Genomic DNA, 20,081 nt, shown 5'->3' with positions numbered 1-20,081 from the left:
CACTGTCGCGTTCCGCGCTTACCGATGTCATGGCGCACAGCCTAGTCAGATTGGTATGAACCACTGCGGACAAGGGCGTGACTTGTCGATGCGGACCGCGGAACGGTCCGCGGGACACGCCCCGGGGACGGGGGCAGGGACGGCGGCGGGCGCCCGGTTCAGGTCACCGGGCGGCTCACCGTCGCCAGGATCTCGGGGAGGCGGGGCACCCCCGCGCGGGCGGCGAGGGAGATGCCGGTCCAGGCCACCGCCAGCCCGTACACGACGGCGCCGAGGGCGTAGGGTGCGGCCGTCCACGCGTCGAGGTCGGCCGCCAGCAGGTAGAACGGGATCGCCAGCGCGTTGACCGTGATCATCGCGGCGAGCATCGTCAAGGTGACGACCATGCCCCGGCCCGGCCCCGGCCCGGCGAACGGGTTGTGCCCGCGGTCCGGCAGTGCGTAGGGGAAGTACACGCTGATCAGCGGCGATACCCCCAGCGCCAGGTAGAACGCGCCGAGCGTCGAGCCGATCGACGCGGCCCACACCTCGGGTTCGGCCGCACCCCCCGCCACGCCGACCGTGTTCAGGGCCGCGAAGAGCAGCAGCAACGGGGTGCCGATGAGGGCCGCGACGAGGGACGCCCCCAGCAGCTCCGAACGGAGCTCGCGCGGTGACGCGGTCGACGCCAGCACGCTCCACAGCGCCGAGCCCTGGAGGCCGAACTGGTTGCCGACGAGGGTGAGCGCCGTCAGCGCCCCGTTGGTCACCAGGATCGAGGTGCCGACCCCCAGCTCGCCGGAGCTGATCGGCGCGAGCATGGTCAACACCACCCCGAACAGCAGCATCATGGTGGCGATCCCGGCCTTGCGGCGCGGTTCCCTGCGCTGGTAGCGCAGCTCCCTGCCCACGACGGCGGCCGTGCGCGGGGCCAGGCCGAACAGCCCCGGCGCGCCGAGGCGGCCGCGGACCTTCATGTCGCCCGCCTCGCTCACGCGGAGGTCGGCCAGTGCGCGGCCGAGCATCCGGGCCCACAGCCACCACACGGCCGCGACCGCCGCCGCGGCGACGGCCAGCCGCAGCGCGGCAATGCCGAAGTCGCCGTCCCTGGCGTCGAGCAGCGCCAGCGCGGCGAACCCCGGCGGGGTCCACCCCGCCGCGCCGGCCAGCGCGGCGGTGATCGCGTCGACGTCGGACGCCGCTGAGGTGATGATCGCCCACTCCAGCAGCAGCACCAGCGCGGTCGCCCCGACGAGGCCGCCGATCATCACGTCTGTGCCCCGCCTGCCGCGCAGCACCGGCGCCAGCGCGAGCGGCAGGATCCGCCCGAGCAGCAGGCTCATCAGCATGGTGATGACGATGGCGAGCGCGCCGACCAGCACCGCGGCGGGTGTCGCCGCGAACCCGGCGAGCGCCCCGGTCAGCGCGATCGTGAACGCGATCGGCGGCACGCCGATCGCCGACGCGGCGAGCAGGGCCCCCGCCATGGGTCCCGGCGGCACCGGGAGCAGCGCGAAGCGCGCCGGGTCGAGGGTCTCGTCGGAGCGGAACGCGAGGATCGGCACGATCCCCCAGCCCAGAGCGACCAGCGCGAACGTGATGACCATGAGGTGGGCGCCGAACTCGAACGCCAGGCCCATGCGCATGGTGACGAAGAAGCCGGACGCCGCGACGACGAACCCCACGAACAGGGAGATCACGAAACCGACCGTGCCCGCAGGGTTGCCCCGCAGCCCGGCGGCGATCAGGCTCAGCTTCAGCCGGCAGACGATCCCAACCATTCCAGGCCCCCTTCCTGTGCCCGCGCCCGCGCGCCCACGATGGACAGGAACGCCTCGTGCAGGGGGCGCCCGTCGGTCACCTCCGCGATCTCGCCCGCGGCGACCACCCGTCCCCGGTCGAGCACCGCCACCCGGTCGCACAGGCGCTCCACCAGCTCCATGACGTGGCTGGAGAAGATGACGGTCGACCCGGACGCGGTGTAGCGCTCCATGACGGCGCGGATGGTGCCGGCCGAGACCGGGTCGACGCCCTCGAACGGCTCGTCCAGGAACAGCACACCGGGGTTGTGCAGCAGCGCGGCGGCCAGGCCGATCTTCTTGCGCATCCCGGTGGAGTAGTCGAGGACCATGCGGTCGGCGGCCTCGCGCAGGTCGAGCACCCACAGCAGCTCCTCGGCGCGCTGCGCGACGGCGTCGGCGCCGAGGCCGCGCAGGCCGCCGGTGTAGAGCAGCAGCTCGCGCCCTGAAAGGCGGTCGAACAGGCGCACACCCTCGGGCAGCACGCCGATGCGCGCCTTGGTGCGCACCGGGTCGGCCCACACGTCGGCGCCGAGGATCGACACCTCGCCGGCGCTGGGCCGCAGCAGCCCGGTGAGCATGGACAGGGTCGTGGTCTTGCCCGCCCCGTTGGGGCCCACGAGGCCGAAGAAGCTCCCTGTGGGGACGTCGAGGTCGATCCCCGCGACCGCCGTGGTCCGCTTGAACTGCTTGACGAGCCCGCGTGCCCGCACCGCGCTGCCATTCATGGGAGAACGTTAACCACCGAAACCGGGTGCGCGTGCGACGAACTCGCCCCAAGGGGCCCGAAACCGCCGGCGCCCGCCGCCGCGCGGCCGCGTACGCAGGGCCGGGGCCTTCCGCGTGCGGCCCGCGGTTCCCCCGACACAGGCGCGGCCGAACGGGACCGCGGCGCTGCCGCCGGACCCGGCGGCGCTACCCTGGGGCGTTATGGCCACCGAAGCCCCCGAACCGCTGCCCGCGGCGGAGATCGACATCCACACGACAGCGGGCAAGCTCGCCGACCTTCAGCGCCGCCGCTACGAAGCCGTGCACGCCGGCTCGCAGCGGGCAACAGAGAAGCAGCACGCCAAGGGCAAGATGACCGCGCGCGAACGCATCGACGCCCTGCTCGACCCCGGTTCCTTCGTCGAGTTCGACGCACTGGCGCGGCACCGGTCGACCAGCTTCGGCCTGGAGCGCGACCGCCCCTACAGCGACGGCGTGGTCACCGGCCACGGCACCGTCGACGGCCGCCCCGTCGCCGTGTTCAGCCAGGACGTCACCGTGTTCGGCGGGTCGCTGGGCGAGGTCTACGGCGAGAAGATCGTCAAGGTCCTCGACCACGCCCTGAAGGTCGGCTGCCCCGTCGTCGGCATCAACGAGGGCGGCGGCGCGCGTATCCAGGAGGGCGTGGTCGCGCTCGGCCTCTACGCCGAGATCTTCAAGCGCAACACCCACGCATCCGGGGTCATCCCGCAGATCTCGCTGATCATGGGCGCGGCGGCCGGCGGCCACGTGTACTCCCCCGCGCTCACCGACTTCGTCGTCATGGTCGACCAGACCTCGCAGATGTTCATCACCGGCCCCGACGTCATCAAGACCGTCACCGGCGAGGACGTGTCGATGGAGGACCTCGGCGGAGCGCGCGCGCACAACACCAAGTCCGGTGTCGCCCACTACATGGGCGCCGACGAGCACGACGCGCTCGACTACGTCAAGTCGCTGCTGTCGTTCCTGCCCGACAACAACCTGACCGACCCGCCCGTGCTCGACGCCCCCGACGCCACCGAAGCCTCGGACGACGACCTCGGCCTCGACACCTTCATCCCCGACTCGGCCAACCAGCCCTACGACATGCACCAGGTCGTGGAGCGCGTCCTCGACGACGGCGACTTCCTCGAAGTGCACGCGCAGTTCGCGCCGAACATCGTGGTGGGCTACGGGCGGGTCGAGGGGCGGCCGGTCGGCGTGGTCGCCAACCAGCCCATGAGCTTCGCCGGGTGCCTCGACATCGACGCGGCCGAGAAGGCCGCCCGGTTCGTGCGGACCTGCGACGCGTTCAACGTCCCCGTCCTCACCTTCGTGGACGTGCCCGGTTTCCTGCCGGGCACCGACCAGGAGTGGAACGGGATCATCCGGCGCGGCGCCAAGCTCATCTACGCCTACGCCGAGGCCACGGTGCCGCTCATCACGGTCATCACCCGCAAGGCGTTCGGCGGCGCCTACGACGTCATGGGCTCCAAGCACCTCGGCGCCGACGTCAACCTCGCCTGGCCCACCGCGCAGATCGCCGTCATGGGCGCCCAGGGCGCGGTGAACATCCTGCACCGTCGCGCCCTCGCGGCGGCCGACGACGTCGAGGCCGAGCGCACCCGGCTCGTCGGCGAGTACGAGGACCAGCTGCTGAACCCGTACGCCGCGGCCGAGCGCGGCTACGTCGACGGCGTCATCCTGCCGTCGGAGACCCGCGAGTCCGTTGCGCGGGCCCTGCGCTCGCTCAGCGGCAAGCGCACGCAGCTCCCGCCGAAGAAGCACGGGAACATCCCCCTGTGAGCGCCGACGGTCCGGCGCGGCACGGCCGCGCGGAGAGCGAGGAACGGTGAGCGGAACCGAAGGCCCCGGCGGATCGGACGTTGGGGGCGGCGCGCCGTTCCTGCGCGTGGTGCGGGGCGAGCCGACGGCCGACGAGGTCGCGGCCCTGGTCGCCGTGCTCGCCGCGCGCGCCAGGGCGGCCCGCGCCGGGCGCGGCGGCGGGGCGCACGCCCCGCGGTCGGCGTGGCGCGACCGCGCGCGCCTGGTCCGCGCACCGCTGCGGCCCGGCCCGGGGGCCTGGCGCATGAGCACCCGCTGACCCGGCCGGCGGCCAGGGGCCGCCGAACCGTATCGTTTCGACCCAGCCGGCGCCGTTCCGGCGCGGCAGGAGGAGTTGTACGACCGTGCGTAAAGTTCTGATCGCCAACCGGGGCGAGATCGCGGTCCGGGTGGCGCGCGCCTGCCGCGACGCCGGCCTCGCGAGCGTGGCCGTCTACGCCGAGCCCGACCGCGACGCCCTGCACGTCAAGATCGCCGACGAGGCCCATTCCCTCGGCGGCGCCACCCCCGCCGACAGCTACCTGCACATCGAGCGCATCCTCGCGGTGGCGGCCCGCACCGGGGCCGACGCCGTCCACCCCGGCTACGGCTTCCTCGCCGAGAACGCCGACTTCGCGCAGGCCGTTCTCGACGCCGGGCTGACGTGGATCGGCCCGCCGCCGACCGCGATCACCGCGCTCGGCGACAAGGTGCAGGCGCGCCACATCGCGCAGAAGGTCGGCGCGCCCCTGGTCGCCGGCACCGCCGACCCGGTGTCGGGGGCTGATGAGGCCGCGGCGTTCGCGGCGGAGCACGGCCTGCCCATCGCGGTCAAGGCCGCGTTCGGCGGCGGCGGCAGGGGCATGAAGGTCGCCAGGACCCTGGACGAGGTCCCCGACGCCTACGACTCCGCTGTGCGCGAGGCGGTCGCGGCGTTCGGCCGCGGCGAGTGCTTCGTCGAGCGCTACCTCGACCGCCCCCGGCACGTCGAGACCCAGTGCCTGGCCGATGAGCACGGCAACGTCGTGGTGGTGTCGACCCGCGACTGCTCGCTCCAGCGCCGCCACCAGAAACTGGTCGAGGAGGCCCCCGCGCCGTTCCTGTCGGCGGAGCAGGAGCGGCTGCTGCGCGACTCCTCCAAGGCGATCCTGCGCGAGGCGGGCTACGTCGGCGCCGGCACCTGCGAGTTCCTGGTCGGCACCGACGGCACCGTCTCCTTCCTCGAGGTCAACACCCGCCTCCAGGTGGAGCACCCCGTGACCGAGGAGGTCGCAGGCGTCGACCTGGTACGCGAGATGTTCCGGATCGCCGAGGGCGGGCGGCTCGACTACACCGACCCCGAGCTGCGCGGGCACTCCTTCGAGTTCCGCATCAACGCCGAGGACGCCGGGCGCGGCTTCCTCCCCGCACCCGGCACCATCACCTCGCTCACCCTGCCGGGTGGGCCGGGCGTCCGGGTCGACACCGGGTGCGAGGTCGGGTTCACCGTCCCGCAGGCGTTCGACTCGATGGTCGCCAAGCTCGTCGTCACGGGCCGCACCCGCACCGAGGCCCTGGAGCGGTCGCGCCGTGCCCTCGCCGAGTTCGAGGTCGGCGGCATGCCCACCGTCATCCCCTTCCACCGGCTCGTGACCGCCGACCCCGCGTTCGCGCCGGCCGACCCCGAGCGCCCCTTCGACGTGCACACCCGGTGGATCGAGACCGAGTTCGCGAACACCGTGGAGCCCTACGGCGGCGACACCGGGCAGGCCGGTGACACCGGGAACGGGGAGCGCGAGCACATCACCGTCGAGGTCGGCGGCCGCCGGATCGAGGTCGTGCTGCCGGCCGGCCTCGGCGGGGCGCCCGCGGCGCGCAGGCCCGCGCGGCGCGGCGGCCGCGCCAAGGCCGCGGTCAGCGGCGACGCCCTCGTCAGCCCCATGCAGGGCACGGTGGTCACGGTGGTGGCGGGCGACGGCGACCACGTCGACGAGGGCGACCCGGTCGTGGTCATCGAGGCGATGAAGATGGAGCAGCCCCTCACCGCGCACAAGGCGGGCACGGTCACGGGCCTGTCCGCCACCGCCGGCGACACCATCGCCAACGGCGCCGTCCTCTGCGAGATCAAGGACGACAAAGAGGACGACACGACCGGTTGACCCCGGGCTGCGTTCGAAGAAGCCGTGAACGAGAGGGCGGGCTGCCGCTCCGCGCGAAGCGCGAGCGGCACGAAACTCCACGGCCCGCCTCGATCGCCAGACCCCGGGCACCTGGAAGGCTGCCGCCGCGGGCCCCCGCTGCGCGGTACTCCGCGAAGCGGACACAGCAGGGGCGTGCGGTTCACGCGATGTGGCGAGAAGGGGGTGGGCTGCCGTCGCGGGTGCTTCGCAGCCGCGACGGCAGCCGACCCCCATCACTCAAGGGCGGTACAGCATGGCCCGCTCGGGCTCCTCGCTGGGGCCGGCGGCGATGACGGCGTCGAGCATGCGCCGCGACTCCTGGAGGTCGTCGATCATGCCCGTCATCCGTTCGCGGGCGCGTTCGAGGTCGCCCAGCATCTCGGCGCAGGTCGGCACGAGGCGCTCGCAGTCCTCGACGAAGCAGTCCAGCACCCCGCTGATCTCCGCCGTGCCGAGCCCGGCGCCGAGCAGGCTCCTGATCCGGCCGACCGTCGCGACGTCGGCCTCGCGGAACTCGCGGTACCCGCTCGGCTGCCGCTCGGGCCGGAGCAGCCCCTGCTCCTCGTAGTACCGCAGCAGCCGCACGCTGACGCCGGTCCGCCTGGACAGTTCTCCGATGCGCACGCCGCTCGCCTCCCGGGAATTGACTCTCACACCGATGTCAGAGTTTAGCGTGGTCGGCGCGCGGCCCCCGTGACGACGCTCCGCGTTGCCGGGCCGCACCCATCCCATCATCCGCAGTGTGGAGGAGTGTGCCGTGAACACCAGTGCACCGGCCGGCACCGGGCGCGCCGGCCGACGCGAATGGATCGCCTTGGGCGTCCTTACCCTGCCCACCATGGTCCTGTCCATGGACCTGACCGTGCTGCATCTGGCCGCGCCGAGCATCAGCGCCGACCTCGCGCCCACCGGCGGCCAGCTGCTGTGGATCCTCGACGTCTACGGGTTCTTCGTCGCCGGCTTCCTGATGACCATGGGCACCCTCGGCGACCGGATCGGGCGGCGCCAGCTGCTGCTGATCGGCGCCGCGGCGTTCGCGGCGGCATCCGTTGCCGCCGCGTTCGCGCCGACGGCGGAGCTGCTGATCGCCGCGCGCGCGGTCCTCGGCGTGGCGGGGGCGACGCTGATGCCGTCCACGCTGGCGCTCCTCGCCACCATGTTCACCGACTCGGCCCAGCGCACGTTCGCGATCGCGGTGTGGATGACGTTCTTCACGGTGGGCGAGGCGATCGGCCCACTGGTCGGCGGCGCCCTCCTCCAGTTCACCTGGTGGGGCGCCGTCTTCCTGATCGGCGTCCCGGTGATGCTCCTGCTGCTCGCCGCCGGGCCGTTCCTGCTGCCGGAGCACCGGGACCGCCTCTCCGGCCGGTTCGACCTGCCGAGCGCCGTGATGTCGCTGGCGGCGGTGCTGTCCATCGTGTACGGGATCAAGCGGGCGGCGGAGTCTGGGCTCGGCGCGGCCCCCCTGGCCTGGGTCCTGGCGGGGGCCGCCATCGGCGCCGTGTTCCTGCGGCGCCAGCGGCGGCTGGACGAGCCGATGGTGGACCTGGGCCTCTTCCGGCTCCGCGCCTTCACGGCGGGGCTCGGGACGCAGACCACCGCCGTGTTCGCGATGGCGGGCACGCAGCTACTGCTGACCCAGTACCTCCAAGGGGTCCTCGGGCTGTCGCCGCTGGCGGCCGGGCTGTGGACGGTCCCATCGGTCGTCTTCGGCATCGGCGCCACCCTGCTGGCGCCCCGGATCGTCCGCCGTGTCCGCCCCGCGATCGTCATCGGCTGCGGGCTGGCGGTCGCGGCCGCCGGCGCGGCGACGGTCGCGCTGACGGCGCCGCAGGCCGACCTGTTCTGGACGGTGGCGGGCTTCACGGTCCTGTACACCGGTGTGACCCCCACGCTCGCGCTCACCACGGACTCGATCGTCGGTGCCGCGCCGCCGCGGCGCGCCGGGCTCGCGTCGGGCGTCGCCCAGAGCGGCGCGGAACTCGGCCTGGCAGGGGGCATGGCGATCCTCGGCAGCATCGCCATGGCGGTCTACCAGGGTCGGCTCGCCGAGGCGGCGCCGGCGGGCGTCACCGCGGACCGGCTCGAGCAGGCCCAGGGGACGATCGGCGCGGCGGCGGACGTCGCGGCGCGCCTGCCCGACCAGGCGGGGGCCGCCCTGCTGGCGGCGGCCCGGCACGCCTTCGCCGACGGCATGCAGGCCGCGGCGTGGCTGAGCGCGGCACTGCTCGCCGGGGCCGCGGTACTCGCGGCGACGATGCTGCGGGCCGCCCCGCCGCCGGACGGGTCCGCCCCCGTTGACGGGGCAGGCGACCCCGAGCGGGCCGCGGCCGGTTGAGCCCCGGCGGCGTGTGGGGAACCCCCACGCGTTGCCACGGCGGGCGCTGCGCGGCCGCCGTGGCAACGCGCTCGCGCACCGTGAACGGGACCCCCGCTGAGCCCCCGGGCTTACGACACGGGACCGCGCTGCTGCTCGTCGAGTACGGCGCCGCCATCGTGCTCGTCGCCGCCATCCTCACCGGCCTGCTCGCCTCCGGGCTCGGCACGCAGATCCGCGACGGGACCACGGCCGCCGTCTGCGCAGTGGCCCGATTGACGCGGGGGCGGTCGGGAATAAAAGCCGCGTGTCAGTTATTGTCTCTCTTTGTGACGAATGTTTGGGGCCTGACTCGGCGGTGGCACGTGGACCTGTGCCGTTTCGCCAGCCACGCCTGTCGTCGTTGACCCCGCAGTCCGACGACCCCGCGCGCCCGTCACGGGCATCGCACGCACCCGCGCACCCGCACGGTGCACCGCCCCATCTCCCGGAACGCGCCGCAGCAGGCGGCCGTTTCCCGCCCTGACCACAGGAGTCACCTCGTGCTGTCCGCACTCAGGCGTATCCCCTTCGCCGCGCAGGTCATCGCGGCGCTGTTCGTCGGTATCGCCCTCGGTGTCGTCGCCCGCCAACTCGGTGGCGACGCCGACAACCCGAACTGGCTCGCCACCGCGCTCGACACCATCGGTTCGACGTTCGTCACGCTGCTGACGACGATCGTGCCGCCGCTGATCCTGCTCGCCGTCATCACCTCGATCGCGAGCCTGCGCCAGGTCACCAACGCGGCCCGCCTCGCCGGCCAGACCCTGCTGTGGTTCGCGATCACCGCCCTGATCGCCGTCGCCATCGGCATCGGCCTCGGCTCGTTCATCCAGCCCGGCATCAACAGCGGCGTCGACCCGGGCACGGCCGAGCGGCCGGACGAGACCGGGTCGTGGATGGCGTTCCTGGAGAGCATCGTCCCCTCGAACTTCCTCGGCCTCACGGCGAGCACCGGCGAGGAGGAGGGTGCGCTGGCCACGTCGCTGGACTTCAACGCGCTCCAGCTCATCGTCATCGCGATCGCCATCGGCGTCGCGGCGGTCAAGGTCGGCAAGCAGGCCGAGCCGTTCCTCGCCTTCACTCGATCCGCGCTCGACATCGTGCTCAAGGTCCTGTGGTGGGTCATCCGCCTCGCGCCGCTGGGCACCGTCGGGCTGCTCGGCAACGCGGTCTACAGCTACGGCTGGACGACCATCGGCGCCCTCGGCAAGTTCACCCTCGCCATCTACATCGGCCTGGCGCTGGTGCTGTTCGTCGTGTACCCGCTGCTCGCCCTGATGCACGGCCTGTCGATCTCCAAGTTCTTCAGTGGCGTGTGGCCGGCGGTCCAGCTGGGCTTCGTGTCGCGCTCATCGATGGGCACCATGCCGGTCACCCAGCGGGTCGCCGAGACCAACTTCGGCGTGCCGCGGCACTTCGCCAGCTTCGCCGTGCCGTTCGGCGCCACCACGAAGATGGACGGCTGCGCCGCCATCTACCCGGCGATCTCGGCGATCTTCGTGGCCCAGTTCTTCGACGTGAACCTCGGGATCACCGACTACCTGCTGATCGTGTTCGTCAGCGTCATCGGCTCGGCCGCGACCGCCGGCACCACCGGCGCCACGGTGATGCTCACGCTCACCCTGTCGACGCTCGGGCTGCCCCTCGCGGGTGTCGGCCTGCTCCTCGCGGTCGACCCCATCCTCGACATGGGCCGCACCGCCGTGAACGTCGCCGGCCAGGCGCTCGTCCCGGCGATCGTGTCCAAGCGCGAGAAGATCATCGACATGGCCCGCTACAACGCGCCGCGCGGACTCGACGGCTTCGTCGCCGACGAGCCGCCGTCCGACGCCGACGCCGCCGTGTACGGCACCGGCGAGGCGGGCGAATCGGCCGACGGCGACGACGATTCCCGCGACGCGAAGGCCGGCGCCTCCTCGGCGAGCGGCTCGGCGTAGCCGGGCACCCTCCGGACGGAGGATTCGGAAACGGTTCTGAGGGCGGACGGCCGGAGCGGCGGTCCGCCCTTAGGCTGTCGGACACCACCCGGGAACCCTCGGCCAGGGCCGTTCGTCCTACACGGGTGAGGGAGGCGAGAGGAACCGATATGTTGCGCCGCTTGGTAATTCCGGCCCTGCTCACCGCAGGGATTTTCACCGCAATGGGAGCCGCACCGGCCGTCGCTCAGGCGCCCCCGGCGAACGGCGTCGCCGACGACCTGAAGAGCGAGAGCATCTTCGTCGACCCGGCGTCCGACGTCCTCGACGCGTCCGAGACCGACGTGGTCAAGGGCCAGATCGAGCAGGCCGAGACCCCGATCTACGTGGTGATCGTGCCCGATGACGCCTTCGGCTCCCGCGCCGAGGCCGGCACCTACATGGGCGAGATCCAGCAGGACGTCGGCGAAGGCACCTACGCCCTCGTCCAGGGCGACTCCCTCGCCATCGACTCCACCGTGCTGAGCGACAGCGCCACCGACGCCGTCGACGCGGCGGCGAAGGAGCAGACCAACCCCACCGACGGCCTCGTCGCGTTCGTGCAGACCGCCGACAGTGAGGCGTCCGCTGCCGAGACCTCCGGCATGTTCGGCATGGTGCTCCTCGGCGTGCTGGCGCTCGCCGTCGTCGGGGGCGGCTTCTTCCTGTACAACTCCAAGAAGAAGCGCGAGGCGCAGCGGGCCAAGGAGCTCGCCGAGATCAAGCAGATGGCCACCGAGGACGTCGTCCGGCTGGGCGAGGACATCGCACGCCTGGAGATCGACCTCACCGCCGTCGACGACCCCACCCGGGTCGACTACACCCACGCCATGGACTCCTACGACCGCGCGAAGGTCGAGCTCGACACCATCCAGCGGGCCGAGGACGTCAAGAAGATCACGACCTCGCTCGAAGACGGCCGCTATTACATGACCGCCACCCGGGCGCGCATCGACGGCCAAGAGGTGCCCGAACGGCGCGGCCCCTGCTTCTTCAACCCGCAGCACGGCCCCTCTGAGCAGGACGTCGAGTGGGCGCCTCCCGGCGGCACCCCCCGCTCGGTCACGGCGTGCCGCACCTGCGCGCAGGCCGTCCTCTCCGGCCACGACCCCGACGTCCGCATGGTCGAGGTCGACGGCCAGCGGCGGCCGTACTACGACGCCGGCCCGGCGTACTCGCCCTACGCCGGCGGCTACTTCGGCGGCGACATGATGATGGGCATGTTCACCGGCATGATGATGGGCTCGATGATGGGGTCCATGATGGGCGGCGGCATGCTCGGCGGCGGCGACATGGGCGGTGGCGACGCCGGGGGCGGCGACTTCGGCGGCGGCGACTTCGGTGGCGGCGGCGGGTTCGGCGACTTCGGCGGCGGCGATTTCGGCGGCGGCGACTTCGGCGGCTTCGGCGACTTCTGACCGCACTCCCAGCGCAGCAGAGGACCCCCGGCCTTCGGGCCGGGGGTCCTTTTTGCGTTGCGCTGCTCGGGCGGCTTCCGTTGCGCTACTCGGGCGACGCCTGCATGAGGGAGCGTGCCGCCTCGGTCACACTGCCCGACAGCGACGGGTACACCGCGAAGGTGTGCGCGATCTCGTCGACCGTGAGGCGCTGCTGGACCGCCAGCGAGACGGCGAGCATGAGTTCGCTGGCGCGCGGGCCGACGATGACCCCGCCGAGGACGATCCCGGTGTGCTGCCGGCAGATGAGCTTTACGAAGCCCTCCTTGGTGCCGTGCATCTTGGCGCGCGGGTTCGTGTTCAGCGGCAGCTTCACCACGCGGGCGTCGACCTTGCCGCTGCGCACGTCGGCTTCGCTGCACCCGACCGCCGCCAGTTCGGGGTTGGTGAACACCGTGGAGGACACGGTGGACAGCTTCAGCGGCGACACCGCCTCGCCGAGGGCGTGCCACATGGCGATGCGCCCCTGCATGGCCGCGACCGACGCGAGCATGTTCACGCCGGTGCAGTCGCCCGCGGCGTACACGCCGCCGGCCGAGGTCCGCGACACCCGGTCGACCTGGATGAACCCGGCGTTGTCGAGGTTCACCCCGATCTCGGAGAGGCCGAGGCCGGCGGTGTTGGGGATCATGCCGACCGTCATCAGGCAGTGGCTGCCCTCGACGGTGCGCCCGTCGGCGAGTTCGACCCGCACGCCGTCGCCGACGCGGGTCACGGACTCCGCACGGGAGTTGCTCAGCACGGTCATGCCGCGGCGGCGGAACACGTCCTCCAGCACCCCGGCGGCGTCCTGGTCCTGGGTCGGCAGCACCTTGTCGCGCGAGGAAACCAGGGTGACCTGGGAGCCCAGCGCCTGGTAGGCGTTGGCGAACTCGGCGCCCGTGACACCGGAGCCCACCACGATGAGGCGTTCGGGCAGCGCGGGGAGGTCGTAGAGCTGGCGCCAGGTGAGGATCCGCTCGCCGTCGGGCACGGCCGAGGGCAGTTCGCGGGGGTGCGCACCGGTGGCGACGAGGACGACGTCGGCGCGCAGCCGCCGGTCGCCCACTGCGACGATGTGCGGGTCGACCAGCCGCGCCTCGCCCTCGATGATCTCCACGCCCTCGCTGACCAGGCGCGCGGCGGTGTCCTCCGACTGCTTGTCGGCGAGCCTGTTGACCCGTTGGTTGACCATGTGCAGGTCGATGTCGACGATGTCCTTGTCGACCTCGGGTTCGTCGCCCACCCGGATGCCGAGCTTGGCGGCGTCGGTGACATAGGTCATGCGCGTCGAGGTCGCGATGAGGGTCTTGGACGGCACGCAGTCGGTCAGCACGCAGGCCCCGCCGATGCCCTCGCGCTCCACCACGGTCACGTCGGCCCCGAGCTGGGCGGCGACGAGCGCGGGTTCGTAGCCCCCTGGACCGCCACCGATGATCACGACCTTGGTCACGTCTACATCCACTCCTTCGGCGGTTCCGCGTCGCCGGCGCCGGTACGGGCACCGCTCTGCCGGGACGGCCCGCCGGCGTCGTCCACAGCCCTCTTCCACCTCCCATTGTGGTCCATCCGGCCAGTGCGCATCCGCATGGCGGGGGCGGGGCCGCGCGCGGAGCGGCGCGGCGGGCGGTGTCCCACCGGCGGGTCCGATGCCCGGAATGCGCGGCGGAACGCGACCCCGATACCTGAACGCCGTTTTCGGACACGCAGCGTTGCGGTCGAGGGCATTCCGGTTACATCGGGGTAGCCTCCGGAACTGTGAGCGAATCCACGCACGATCGCCCGATCGAGGCGACCGCCGAAGCAAGCGAGCGCGCATCCGCGGCGGCCGACGAGTTGCGGTCGCGGACCGGCGCAGACACCTACGACGCCGTTGTGGTCCTCGGCTCCGGCTGGTCCGCCGGTGCCGACGCACTCGGCACACCCGACGCAGAGACCGACGTCGCGGAGCTCCCCGGCTTCGCCCCGCCCACCGCCTCCGGGCATTCGACGAAGGTGACGTCGTTGTGGGCGGGGTCCCACCGGGTCGCCGTGTTCCACGGGCGGACCCACCTCTACGAGGGGCGCACTGCGGCAGAGGTGGTCCACGCGGTGCGCACGGGGATCGCCGCCGGCGCCAAGCGGGTGGTCCTGACCAGCGGTGCGGGCTCGCTGCGCGCTGACTTCGCGGTCGGGCAGCCCGTGATCGTCCGCGACCACATCAACCTGACGGGGACCTCGCCGCTGGTCGGCCCGGATTTCGTCGATCTCACGGCCGCCTACAGCCCGCGGCTGCGCGAGGTCGCGCGCGAGGCCGGCCCCGCGCTCGCCGAAGGCGTGTACGCCTCGGTCCCCGGGCCCCAGCACCTGACACCCGCCGAACTGCGGATGGTGCGCATGAGCGGCGCCGACCTGGTGGGGACGTCGGTGGCGCTGGAGACGATCGCGGCGGCCCGCCTGGAGGCGGAGGTGCTCGCGCTCGCGCTGGTCACCAACGACGCCGTCGACCCCGGCCGGGGGCCGGTGAACGGCGACGCGATGCTCGGGGTGGTGCACGACAAGGCCTCGGAGCTGGGCGGCCTGCTGCACCGCATCCTGCTGCGGATCTGACGGCCCTCGGGTCCGGGGGGAGCGCCGCTCCCGTCCGCGTCGGGAGTCCGTGCGCTCCGCCCCGGCCCGTGGCGGCGGTCGGCCGCCGCCGTCGGCCCGCGGCGCGTGCGTGGCGAGCAGCATCCCGAGGCCAGGGATGGTTCGCGCCGCGGGGTCCGGCGGCGGCCGGCGCCCTCGTGCGGCTCCGCCCCGGTCCCCGCAGACCGGACTTCGGCGTGTGCCGCGTGTGAAGGTGCTGCGCGCCGGGAGACCGCGAGTGGCGATCAGGGCTCCGGGCGCGCCCGCTATTCAGTTGACCCTTCGCGCCTTCGGTGCGGGAGCCGGCGATCCGCGCAGCCGCCGTTCCCACTTTTCCTTAGGCGTGCCTAACCTAATCAAACAGGCGGTGGGCGGTCAAGCCCCGGGCGCGGATCAAGCGGATCAAGGGGATCCACCCATGCGCCCGCATCAACCGAGCAGGATCGCCGCCACCAGCAGCAGCAGCGGGACACCGACCGCGACGACGGCGTCGGGTGACCACAGCACCGCGGGCTCCCCCGCGACGGCACCCTCCGCCGTCGCGACGCCGCCCTCCCCCGCGGGCGGCGCCGACCGGGCCTTGCGGCGCTCGGCCTCCTCGCGCAGCTGCCGGGCCGCCAGCTCCACCGGCCGCAGGTCCCGGACGTCGGTGTCGGCGCCGAGGTCGATGGGCCCGTCGGCGCGGCGCAGGTTCTCGCGGACCTTGGCGCGCTTGGTCTCCCGCAGCGGCCACGACCGGAACACCTGGTCGCCCGCATGCACGCGCAGCACATCGGTGACGTCGGCCCAGGTGAACGCCGACCACGGGACGAACGCCTCGCGCATCGGGTTGATGATGCGCACCCCCGCCTCGGTCGGCACGACCCGCGGGCGCAGCCAGAGGACGTAGTCGCCGCCGAGCGTGACCAGCAGCACGGCCGCGGCGATGACGGACGCGTGGTCGCGGCCGTTGAGCAACACGTCGATGAGCAGCAGCGCCGCCACCACGACCCACACCCAGCCCAGGACCCGGGAGAACGGCGCGAAGAGCGGCTTCATCACTCCGCCCACTTGAGTTGCGCGAACCCCGGCTTGATCTGCCCGTTGATGAGCGCCAACCGCTCGTCGAACGGCAGGAACGCCGACTTCATGGCGTTGACCGTGAACCACTGGATGTCGTCCCAGCCGTAGTCGAACGCCTCGGCGAGCTTGGCGAACTCCAACGACAGCGACGTGTGGCTCTGGAGCCTGTTGTCGGTGTTCACCGTCACCCGGAAGTTCAACCGCCGCAGCAGGCCGATGGGGTGCGCCGCGATCGACTCGACCGCGCCGGTCTGCACATTGGAACTCGGGCACATCTCCAGCGGCAGCCGGGTGTCGCGCACATAGTTCGCGAGCCGCCCCAACCGCGCCTTGCCGCCGTCGGCAGGGGTCTCGATGTCGTCGACGATGCGCACCCCGTGGCCCAACCGGTCGGCGCCGCACCACTGCATGGCCTCCCAGATGGACGGCAGCCCGAACGCCTCGCCGGCGTGGATGGTGAAATGCGCGTTCTCCCGCCGCATGTACTCGAACGCGTCGAGGTGCCGGGTCGGCGGGTACCCCGCCTCGGCCCCCGCGATGTCGAAACCCACCACCCCGTCGTCCCGGTAGCGCACCGCGAGCTCCGCGATCTCCCTGGAACGGGCGGCGTGCCGCATGGCCGTGAGCAGAGTGCCCACCCGGATCGCGAAACCCGCCGCTGCCGCCCGGCGCTGCCCGACACGGAACCCCTCCTGCACGGCCTCGATCACCTCGACCAGGCTGAGACCCGCCTCGAGGTGCTGCTCCGGGGCATAGCGGACCTCCGCGTACACGACACCGTCAGCGGCGAGATCCTCGGCGCATTCGGCGGCGACCCGCACCAGCGCGTCGCGGGTCTGCATCACCGCGACCGTGTGCGCGAAAGTCTCCAGATAGCGTTCGAGCGAACCGGAATCGGAGGCGTCGCGGAACCACGCACCGAGCCGCTCGGGCTCATCGGCGGGCAACCGGTCATACCCGGTCTCCGCGGCAAGGTCGACAATGGTCTGCGGCCGCAGTCCGCCGTCGAGATGATCGTGCAACAGCACCTTGGGCGCGACCCGGATCCGGTCGAGATTAAGCGAGTGGTCCATGAGAATCAGCATGCCACTTCGTGCTTGCTGGGTCGTCGCGCTCTGCTTGCTGGGTCGTCGCGGTTCCGGGGCGCTTCAGGCCGATGCCTTCCCTCGTCGCGTGGCGCTCCCTCGTACCTCGGTCGCACCCCGCTCCTCAGTCCAGACACCGGCGCGCCCCCAATCGCGACTCCTGTGCTTGCTTGGTCGTCGCGGTTCCGGGGCGCTTCAGGCCGATGCCTTCCCTCGTCGCGTGGCGCTCCCTCGTACCTCGGTCGCACCCCGCTCCTCAGTCCAGACACCGGCGCGCCCCTCCACCGCGACTCCCGGAAACACCCCCTCGGGCGGGGGCACAAACTCCCGGGGCGGGGGTTCAAGACCCCCTGGGGACGAGGTCAAAGCTCCCCGGGGCAGGGGTTCAAAACCCTGGGGGCGAGGTCAAAGCTCCCCGGGGCGGGGCTGGGTTTGCTTGATCGTGGTTCCGAGGTCCCCACGGGGGCTGGATGGGGAAACCCGGAATCAGGCGAGGGCCGGGTCCTGGCGGGGGTCCCCGCTGCCGGCGCGGCGGACGTCCCACAGGGCGGTGAGCGCCGTGGCCGCCATCAGCTGCACGCCGATGCCGATGGCGCGCTCGTCAATGTCGAAGGTGCCCCGGTGCAGGTCCAGCGGCGGGGTGCCGGACTCCGGGTTGTAGGTGCCCAGCCGCGCCAGCGCACCGGGCACCCGCTCCAGGTACCAGGCGAAGTCCTCGCCGCCGAGGCTCTGCGGCGTGGACGCGATCGCGTCCGGGCCCAGGACACCGGAGCACGCGTCGCGCAGGACCTGCACGCTGGTCACCTCGTTGACGGTCGGCGGGACCCCACGCACGTAGCTCAGTTCGGCGCGGGCCCCGTAGGCGCCGACGACGGTGTCGAGCAGCTCCCTGATCAGCTCGGGGGCCGCGTGCCACGCGGCGTCGTCCAGGCAGCGGACCGTCCCCTCGGCCACGCCGTCGTCCGGGATGGCGTTGGGCGCCGTGCCCGCGCTGATCCGGCCCCATGCCAGGCTCAGGCCCGCGCGGGGGTCGACCCGGCGCGACAGCGCAGCGGGCAGCTCCGTGACGACCTTGCCGAGTGCGTAGACCAGGTCGGCGGTCAGATGCGGGCGTGCCGTGTGGCCGCCGGGGCCCGACAGCCGCACCATGAGGCGGTCGCAGGCCGCGGTGATGGGCCCGCTGCGCAGCCCCACCTGCCCGATCGGCAGCCGGGGATCGCAGTGCAGCGCGAAGATGCGGTCGACCCCGTCGAGCCGCCCTGCGTCGATGACCTCCCTGGCGCCGCCGGGCAGCTCCTCGGCCGGCTGGAAGATCAGCCGGACCCGCCCCGGCAGCACACCGGCCTTGTCCTGCTGGGCGAGGAAGAGTCCGGTGGCGAGCAGGATGGCGGTGTGCGCGTCGTGGCCGCAGGCGTGCGCGATGCCGGGGACGGTGGAGCGGTAGTCGACGTCCTTCTCGTCGGCGAGGGGCAGCGCGTCGATGTCGGCGCGCAGCGCCACCACGGGACCGTCCCCGGAGCCGATGTCGCAGGTGAGTCCGGTCCCTTGGGGAAGAAGCGCGGGATCCAACCCGAAACCGCGCAACCGGTCCGCCACCCGCTGGGTGGTGCGGTGCTCGGCGAACGCCAGTTCGGGGTGCCGGTGGAGGTCACGCCGGAATTCGACGAACTCCCGCTCCCTGCGCGCCAGAAAAACGGTCAACTGCTCCCGCAGGTCACGACCTTGCATGCAAAGTCCCCCCTCATGTCTGTTCTCGGGTGATGGTGCCCGCGCCGCCCGTCGGAGCGCCGTTCGCGCGGCCCCTGTCGCGGGACGGCTGAACGGCGGCCCCCAGCGCGTCCGAACCGAACCCGCCCGCCCGGAACTCGGCCCCCAGCAGGTCGATGACGTCGTTCAGGGTGCCGCCCTGGTCGATGACGGCCCGCTGCCGCTCGTAGGACGCGCCCTTCTCCAGCACCTCGGTCACCACGTCGAGGTCCTCGGCGCAGCCGAGGCGGTCGGCGATCGGCGCGAGTTCGCGGACCAGTTCGTACAGGTCGTCGCGCAGCGGCATGGTGGTGCCGCGCTCGTCGGTGATGACGCGGGCGTCGAGGCCGTAGCGGGTGGCACGCCATTTGTTGTCGTTGACGACCCACGTCGGCGGGCTCGGCAAGGAATATCCGCGCTCGATACGCGATTCGAACATATGGACAAGGCACTGCGACATCGCCGCCGCCATTCCCACTTCCCGCAATGTGGGAATTCCGTCGAACATCCGGATCTCGACGGTGCCGAAGTCGGCGTGCGGCCGGACGTCCCACCACACCTCTTTGATGGTGGAGATCGTTCCGGCGCGCAGCAGGGTCTCCATGTATTCCTCGAACGCGCGCCAATGCGGGAGGTTCGGCGGGGGCCCCGATGTGGGCAGGGCGCCGAATACGATCGACCGGCTCGACGCGAGCCCGGTGTCGTGCCCGTTCCAGAAAGGACTCGACGCCGTCAGCCCGAGGAAATGCGGCAGGTAGTTCGCCAGGGCGTTGACCACCGGGATCACGTTGTCCTGGGACCGGACGCCGACGTGGACGTGCACGCCGAAGGTGAGGATGCGGCGGGCCAGCCACTGCATCTGGTCGATGAGCTCGCCGTAGCGCTGCACCGGCGACAGGGTCTGGTCGCGCCAGTCGTCGAGGGGGTGCGTGCCGGCGCACATGAGCATCGCCTGGCGGGGTTCGAGCACCTCTGTGAGGCGCCTGGTGTTCCCGGCGAGGTCGGCGCGAGCCTCCTCGACGGTCTCGCAGATTCCCGTGACGACCTCGACCTGGCACTGCATGAGCTCGTGCCGCAGCGGCGGGTTGCCGGAGCCGCTGAGCTCCGGCAGCTCGTTCAGCACCTGCTGGGCCTCCTGCCGCAGGTGGCGGGTACCGGTGTCGACGAGTTGGAGCTCCCACTCCACACCGAGGGTGGCTCGCTCCGAGGTGTTGAATTCGATGGCCACGATCAACCTCCGCGCTGTTCGCCGGACGGTCGCTCGACCGTCCACAGCCGCACCCTAGGCGAGGCGGCGCCCGAATACCGGATGGCAGACATTTCGGGAGCGACCCTCCTTTC

General features: G+C 72.3%; 15 protein-coding genes. 7 read left to right on the top strand and 8 right to left on the bottom strand.

Translation table 11 applies throughout. From position 1 onward, the window contains the following. Nucleotides 1-158: 158 nt before the first annotated feature. Together CLV63_RS13945 and CLV63_RS13940 are read right to left on the bottom strand one after the other, a co-directional pair. On the bottom strand, nucleotides 159-1,760 hold the full coding sequence (locus CLV63_RS13945; RefSeq protein ID WP_106583438.1) for a hypothetical protein: 1,602 nt from the start codon (nucleotides 1,758-1,760) through the stop codon (nucleotides 159-161). After that, nucleotides 1,736-2,506, bottom strand: coding sequence for an ABC transporter ATP-binding protein (locus tag CLV63_RS13940; RefSeq protein ID WP_106583437.1), 771 nt, complete (start codon nucleotides 2,504-2,506; stop codon nucleotides 1,736-1,738). The genes CLV63_RS13945 and CLV63_RS13940 overlap by 25 nt, the downstream gene beginning before the upstream one ends. A 202-nt stretch (nucleotides 2,507-2,708) precedes the next feature. Here CLV63_RS13940 and CLV63_RS13935 point away from each other — a divergent pair, with 202 nt between their 5' ends. The 3 genes from CLV63_RS13935 (at nucleotide 2,709) to CLV63_RS13925 (ending at nucleotide 6,469) form a co-directional block, all read left to right on the top strand. Next, entirely contained in the window at nucleotides 2,709-4,313 is a 1,605-nt protein-coding gene (locus CLV63_RS13935) for an acyl-CoA carboxylase subunit beta (protein ID WP_106583436.1), read from the top strand. A gap of 46 nt (nucleotides 4,314-4,359) precedes the next feature. Further along, nucleotides 4,360-4,611: an acyl-CoA carboxylase subunit epsilon gene (locus tag CLV63_RS13930; protein ID WP_106583435.1), complete on the top strand. Its 252-nt coding sequence runs from the start codon at nucleotides 4,360-4,362 to the stop codon at nucleotides 4,609-4,611. Between the two features lie 85 nt (nucleotides 4,612-4,696). Further along, nucleotides 4,697-6,469, top strand: coding sequence for an acetyl/propionyl/methylcrotonyl-CoA carboxylase subunit alpha (locus tag CLV63_RS13925; RefSeq protein WP_106583434.1), 1,773 nt, complete (start codon nucleotides 4,697-4,699; stop codon nucleotides 6,467-6,469). A 258-nt stretch (nucleotides 6,470-6,727) separates the two neighbouring features. Here CLV63_RS13925 and CLV63_RS13920 read toward each other — a convergent pair whose 3' ends face one another. Beyond that, complete coding sequence (locus tag CLV63_RS13920; RefSeq protein WP_106583433.1) at nucleotides 6,728-7,114, bottom strand: MerR family transcriptional regulator; 387 nt, start codon at nucleotides 7,112-7,114, stop codon at nucleotides 6,728-6,730. 214 nt (nucleotides 7,115-7,328) lie between these two features. Between CLV63_RS13920 and CLV63_RS13915 the strand changes: the two genes are divergently transcribed. The 3 genes from CLV63_RS13915 to CLV63_RS13900 all read left to right on the top strand — a co-directional run bounded on the left by CLV63_RS13915 (nucleotide 7,329) and on the right by CLV63_RS13900 (nucleotide 12,222). Continuing rightward, entirely contained in the window at nucleotides 7,329-8,828 is a 1,500-nt protein-coding gene (locus tag CLV63_RS13915; RefSeq protein WP_106583592.1) for an MFS transporter, read from the top strand. Nucleotides 8,829-9,349: 521 nt separating this feature from the next. After that, a complete protein-coding gene (locus CLV63_RS13905) occupies nucleotides 9,350-10,786 on the top strand; it encodes a dicarboxylate/amino acid:cation symporter (protein ID WP_106583431.1) in 1,437 nt (478 codons plus the stop codon). A 203-nt stretch (nucleotides 10,787-10,989) separates the two neighbouring features. Beyond that, the gene (locus CLV63_RS13900) at nucleotides 10,990-12,222 is read left to right on the top strand and encodes a chemotaxis protein CheA (protein ID WP_245928803.1); all 1,233 of its coding nucleotides are present in this window, start codon (nucleotides 10,990-10,992) and stop codon (nucleotides 12,220-12,222) included. Nucleotides 12,223-12,307: 85 nt separating this feature from the next. Here CLV63_RS13900 and CLV63_RS13895 read toward each other — a convergent pair whose 3' ends face one another. Then, on the bottom strand, nucleotides 12,308-13,693 hold the full coding sequence (locus CLV63_RS13895) for an NAD(P)H-quinone dehydrogenase (protein ID WP_106583429.1): 1,386 nt from the start codon (nucleotides 13,691-13,693) through the stop codon (nucleotides 12,308-12,310). Between the two features lie 332 nt (nucleotides 13,694-14,025). Here CLV63_RS13895 and CLV63_RS13890 point away from each other — a divergent pair, with 332 nt between their 5' ends. Then, nucleotides 14,026-14,829, top strand: a complete 804-nt coding sequence (locus CLV63_RS13890) for a purine-nucleoside phosphorylase (RefSeq protein WP_106583591.1) — start codon at nucleotides 14,026-14,028, stop codon at nucleotides 14,827-14,829. Between the two features lie 447 nt (nucleotides 14,830-15,276). Here the strand turns inward: CLV63_RS13890 and CLV63_RS13885 are convergent, their stop codons facing one another. The 4 genes from CLV63_RS13885 to CLV63_RS13870 form a co-directional block, all read right to left on the bottom strand. Next, the gene (locus CLV63_RS13885) at nucleotides 15,277-15,885 is read right to left on the bottom strand and encodes a PH domain-containing protein (protein ID WP_211301313.1); all 609 of its coding nucleotides are present in this window, start codon (nucleotides 15,883-15,885) and stop codon (nucleotides 15,277-15,279) included. Beyond that, nucleotides 15,885-16,982 carry an adenosine deaminase gene (locus tag CLV63_RS13880; protein WP_106583590.1) on the bottom strand — a complete coding sequence of 366 codons (1,098 nt, stop codon included), beginning with the start codon at nucleotides 16,980-16,982 and terminating at the stop codon, nucleotides 15,885-15,887. Before CLV63_RS13880 ends, CLV63_RS13885 begins: the two co-directional genes overlap by 1 nt. A gap of 498 nt (nucleotides 16,983-17,480) precedes the next feature. Then, a complete protein-coding gene (locus CLV63_RS13875) occupies nucleotides 17,481-18,722 on the bottom strand; it encodes a M20 family metallopeptidase (protein ID WP_106583427.1) in 1,242 nt (413 codons plus the stop codon). Nucleotides 18,723-18,735: 13 nt separating this feature from the next. Next, complete coding sequence (locus tag CLV63_RS13870) at nucleotides 18,736-19,968, bottom strand: glutamate--cysteine ligase (protein WP_106583426.1); 1,233 nt, start codon at nucleotides 19,966-19,968, stop codon at nucleotides 18,736-18,738. Nucleotides 19,969-20,081 lie beyond the last annotated feature (113 nt).

This window comes from Murinocardiopsis flavida (genome assembly GCF_003014485.1).
GTDB classification, from domain to species: Bacteria; Actinomycetota; Actinomycetes; order Streptosporangiales; family Streptosporangiaceae; genus Murinocardiopsis; species Murinocardiopsis flavida.
The sequence above is the reverse complement of the archived record's forward strand: the minus strand, read 5'-3'. Positions and strand labels throughout refer to the sequence as shown.

Excerpts from the sequence above, each read along its gene's own strand:
- CLV63_RS13945 (WP_106583438.1), bottom strand. The coding sequence starts at position 1,760 with ATGGTTGGGATCGTCTGCCGGCTGAAGCTGAGCCTGATCGCCGCCGGG.
- CLV63_RS13940 (WP_106583437.1), bottom strand. The coding sequence starts at position 2,506 with ATGAATGGCAGCGCGGTGCGGGCACGCGGGCTCGTCAAGCAGTTCAAG.
- CLV63_RS13935 (WP_106583436.1), top strand. The coding sequence starts at position 2,709 with ATGGCCACCGAAGCCCCCGAACCGCTGCCCGCGGCGGAGATCGACATC.
- CLV63_RS13915 (WP_106583592.1), top strand. The coding sequence starts at position 7,329 with ATGGTCCTGTCCATGGACCTGACCGTGCTGCATCTGGCCGCGCCGAGC.
- CLV63_RS13900 (WP_245928803.1), top strand. The coding sequence starts at position 10,990 with ATGGGAGCCGCACCGGCCGTCGCTCAGGCGCCCCCGGCGAACGGCGTC.
- CLV63_RS13885 (WP_211301313.1), bottom strand. The coding sequence starts at position 15,885 with ATGAAGCCGCTCTTCGCGCCGTTCTCCCGGGTCCTGGGCTGGGTGTGG.
- CLV63_RS13880 (WP_106583590.1), bottom strand. The coding sequence starts at position 16,982 with ATGGACCACTCGCTTAATCTCGACCGGATCCGGGTCGCGCCCAAGGTG.
- CLV63_RS13875 (WP_106583427.1), bottom strand. The coding sequence starts at position 18,722 with ATGCAAGGTCGTGACCTGCGGGAGCAGTTGACCGTTTTTCTGGCGCGC.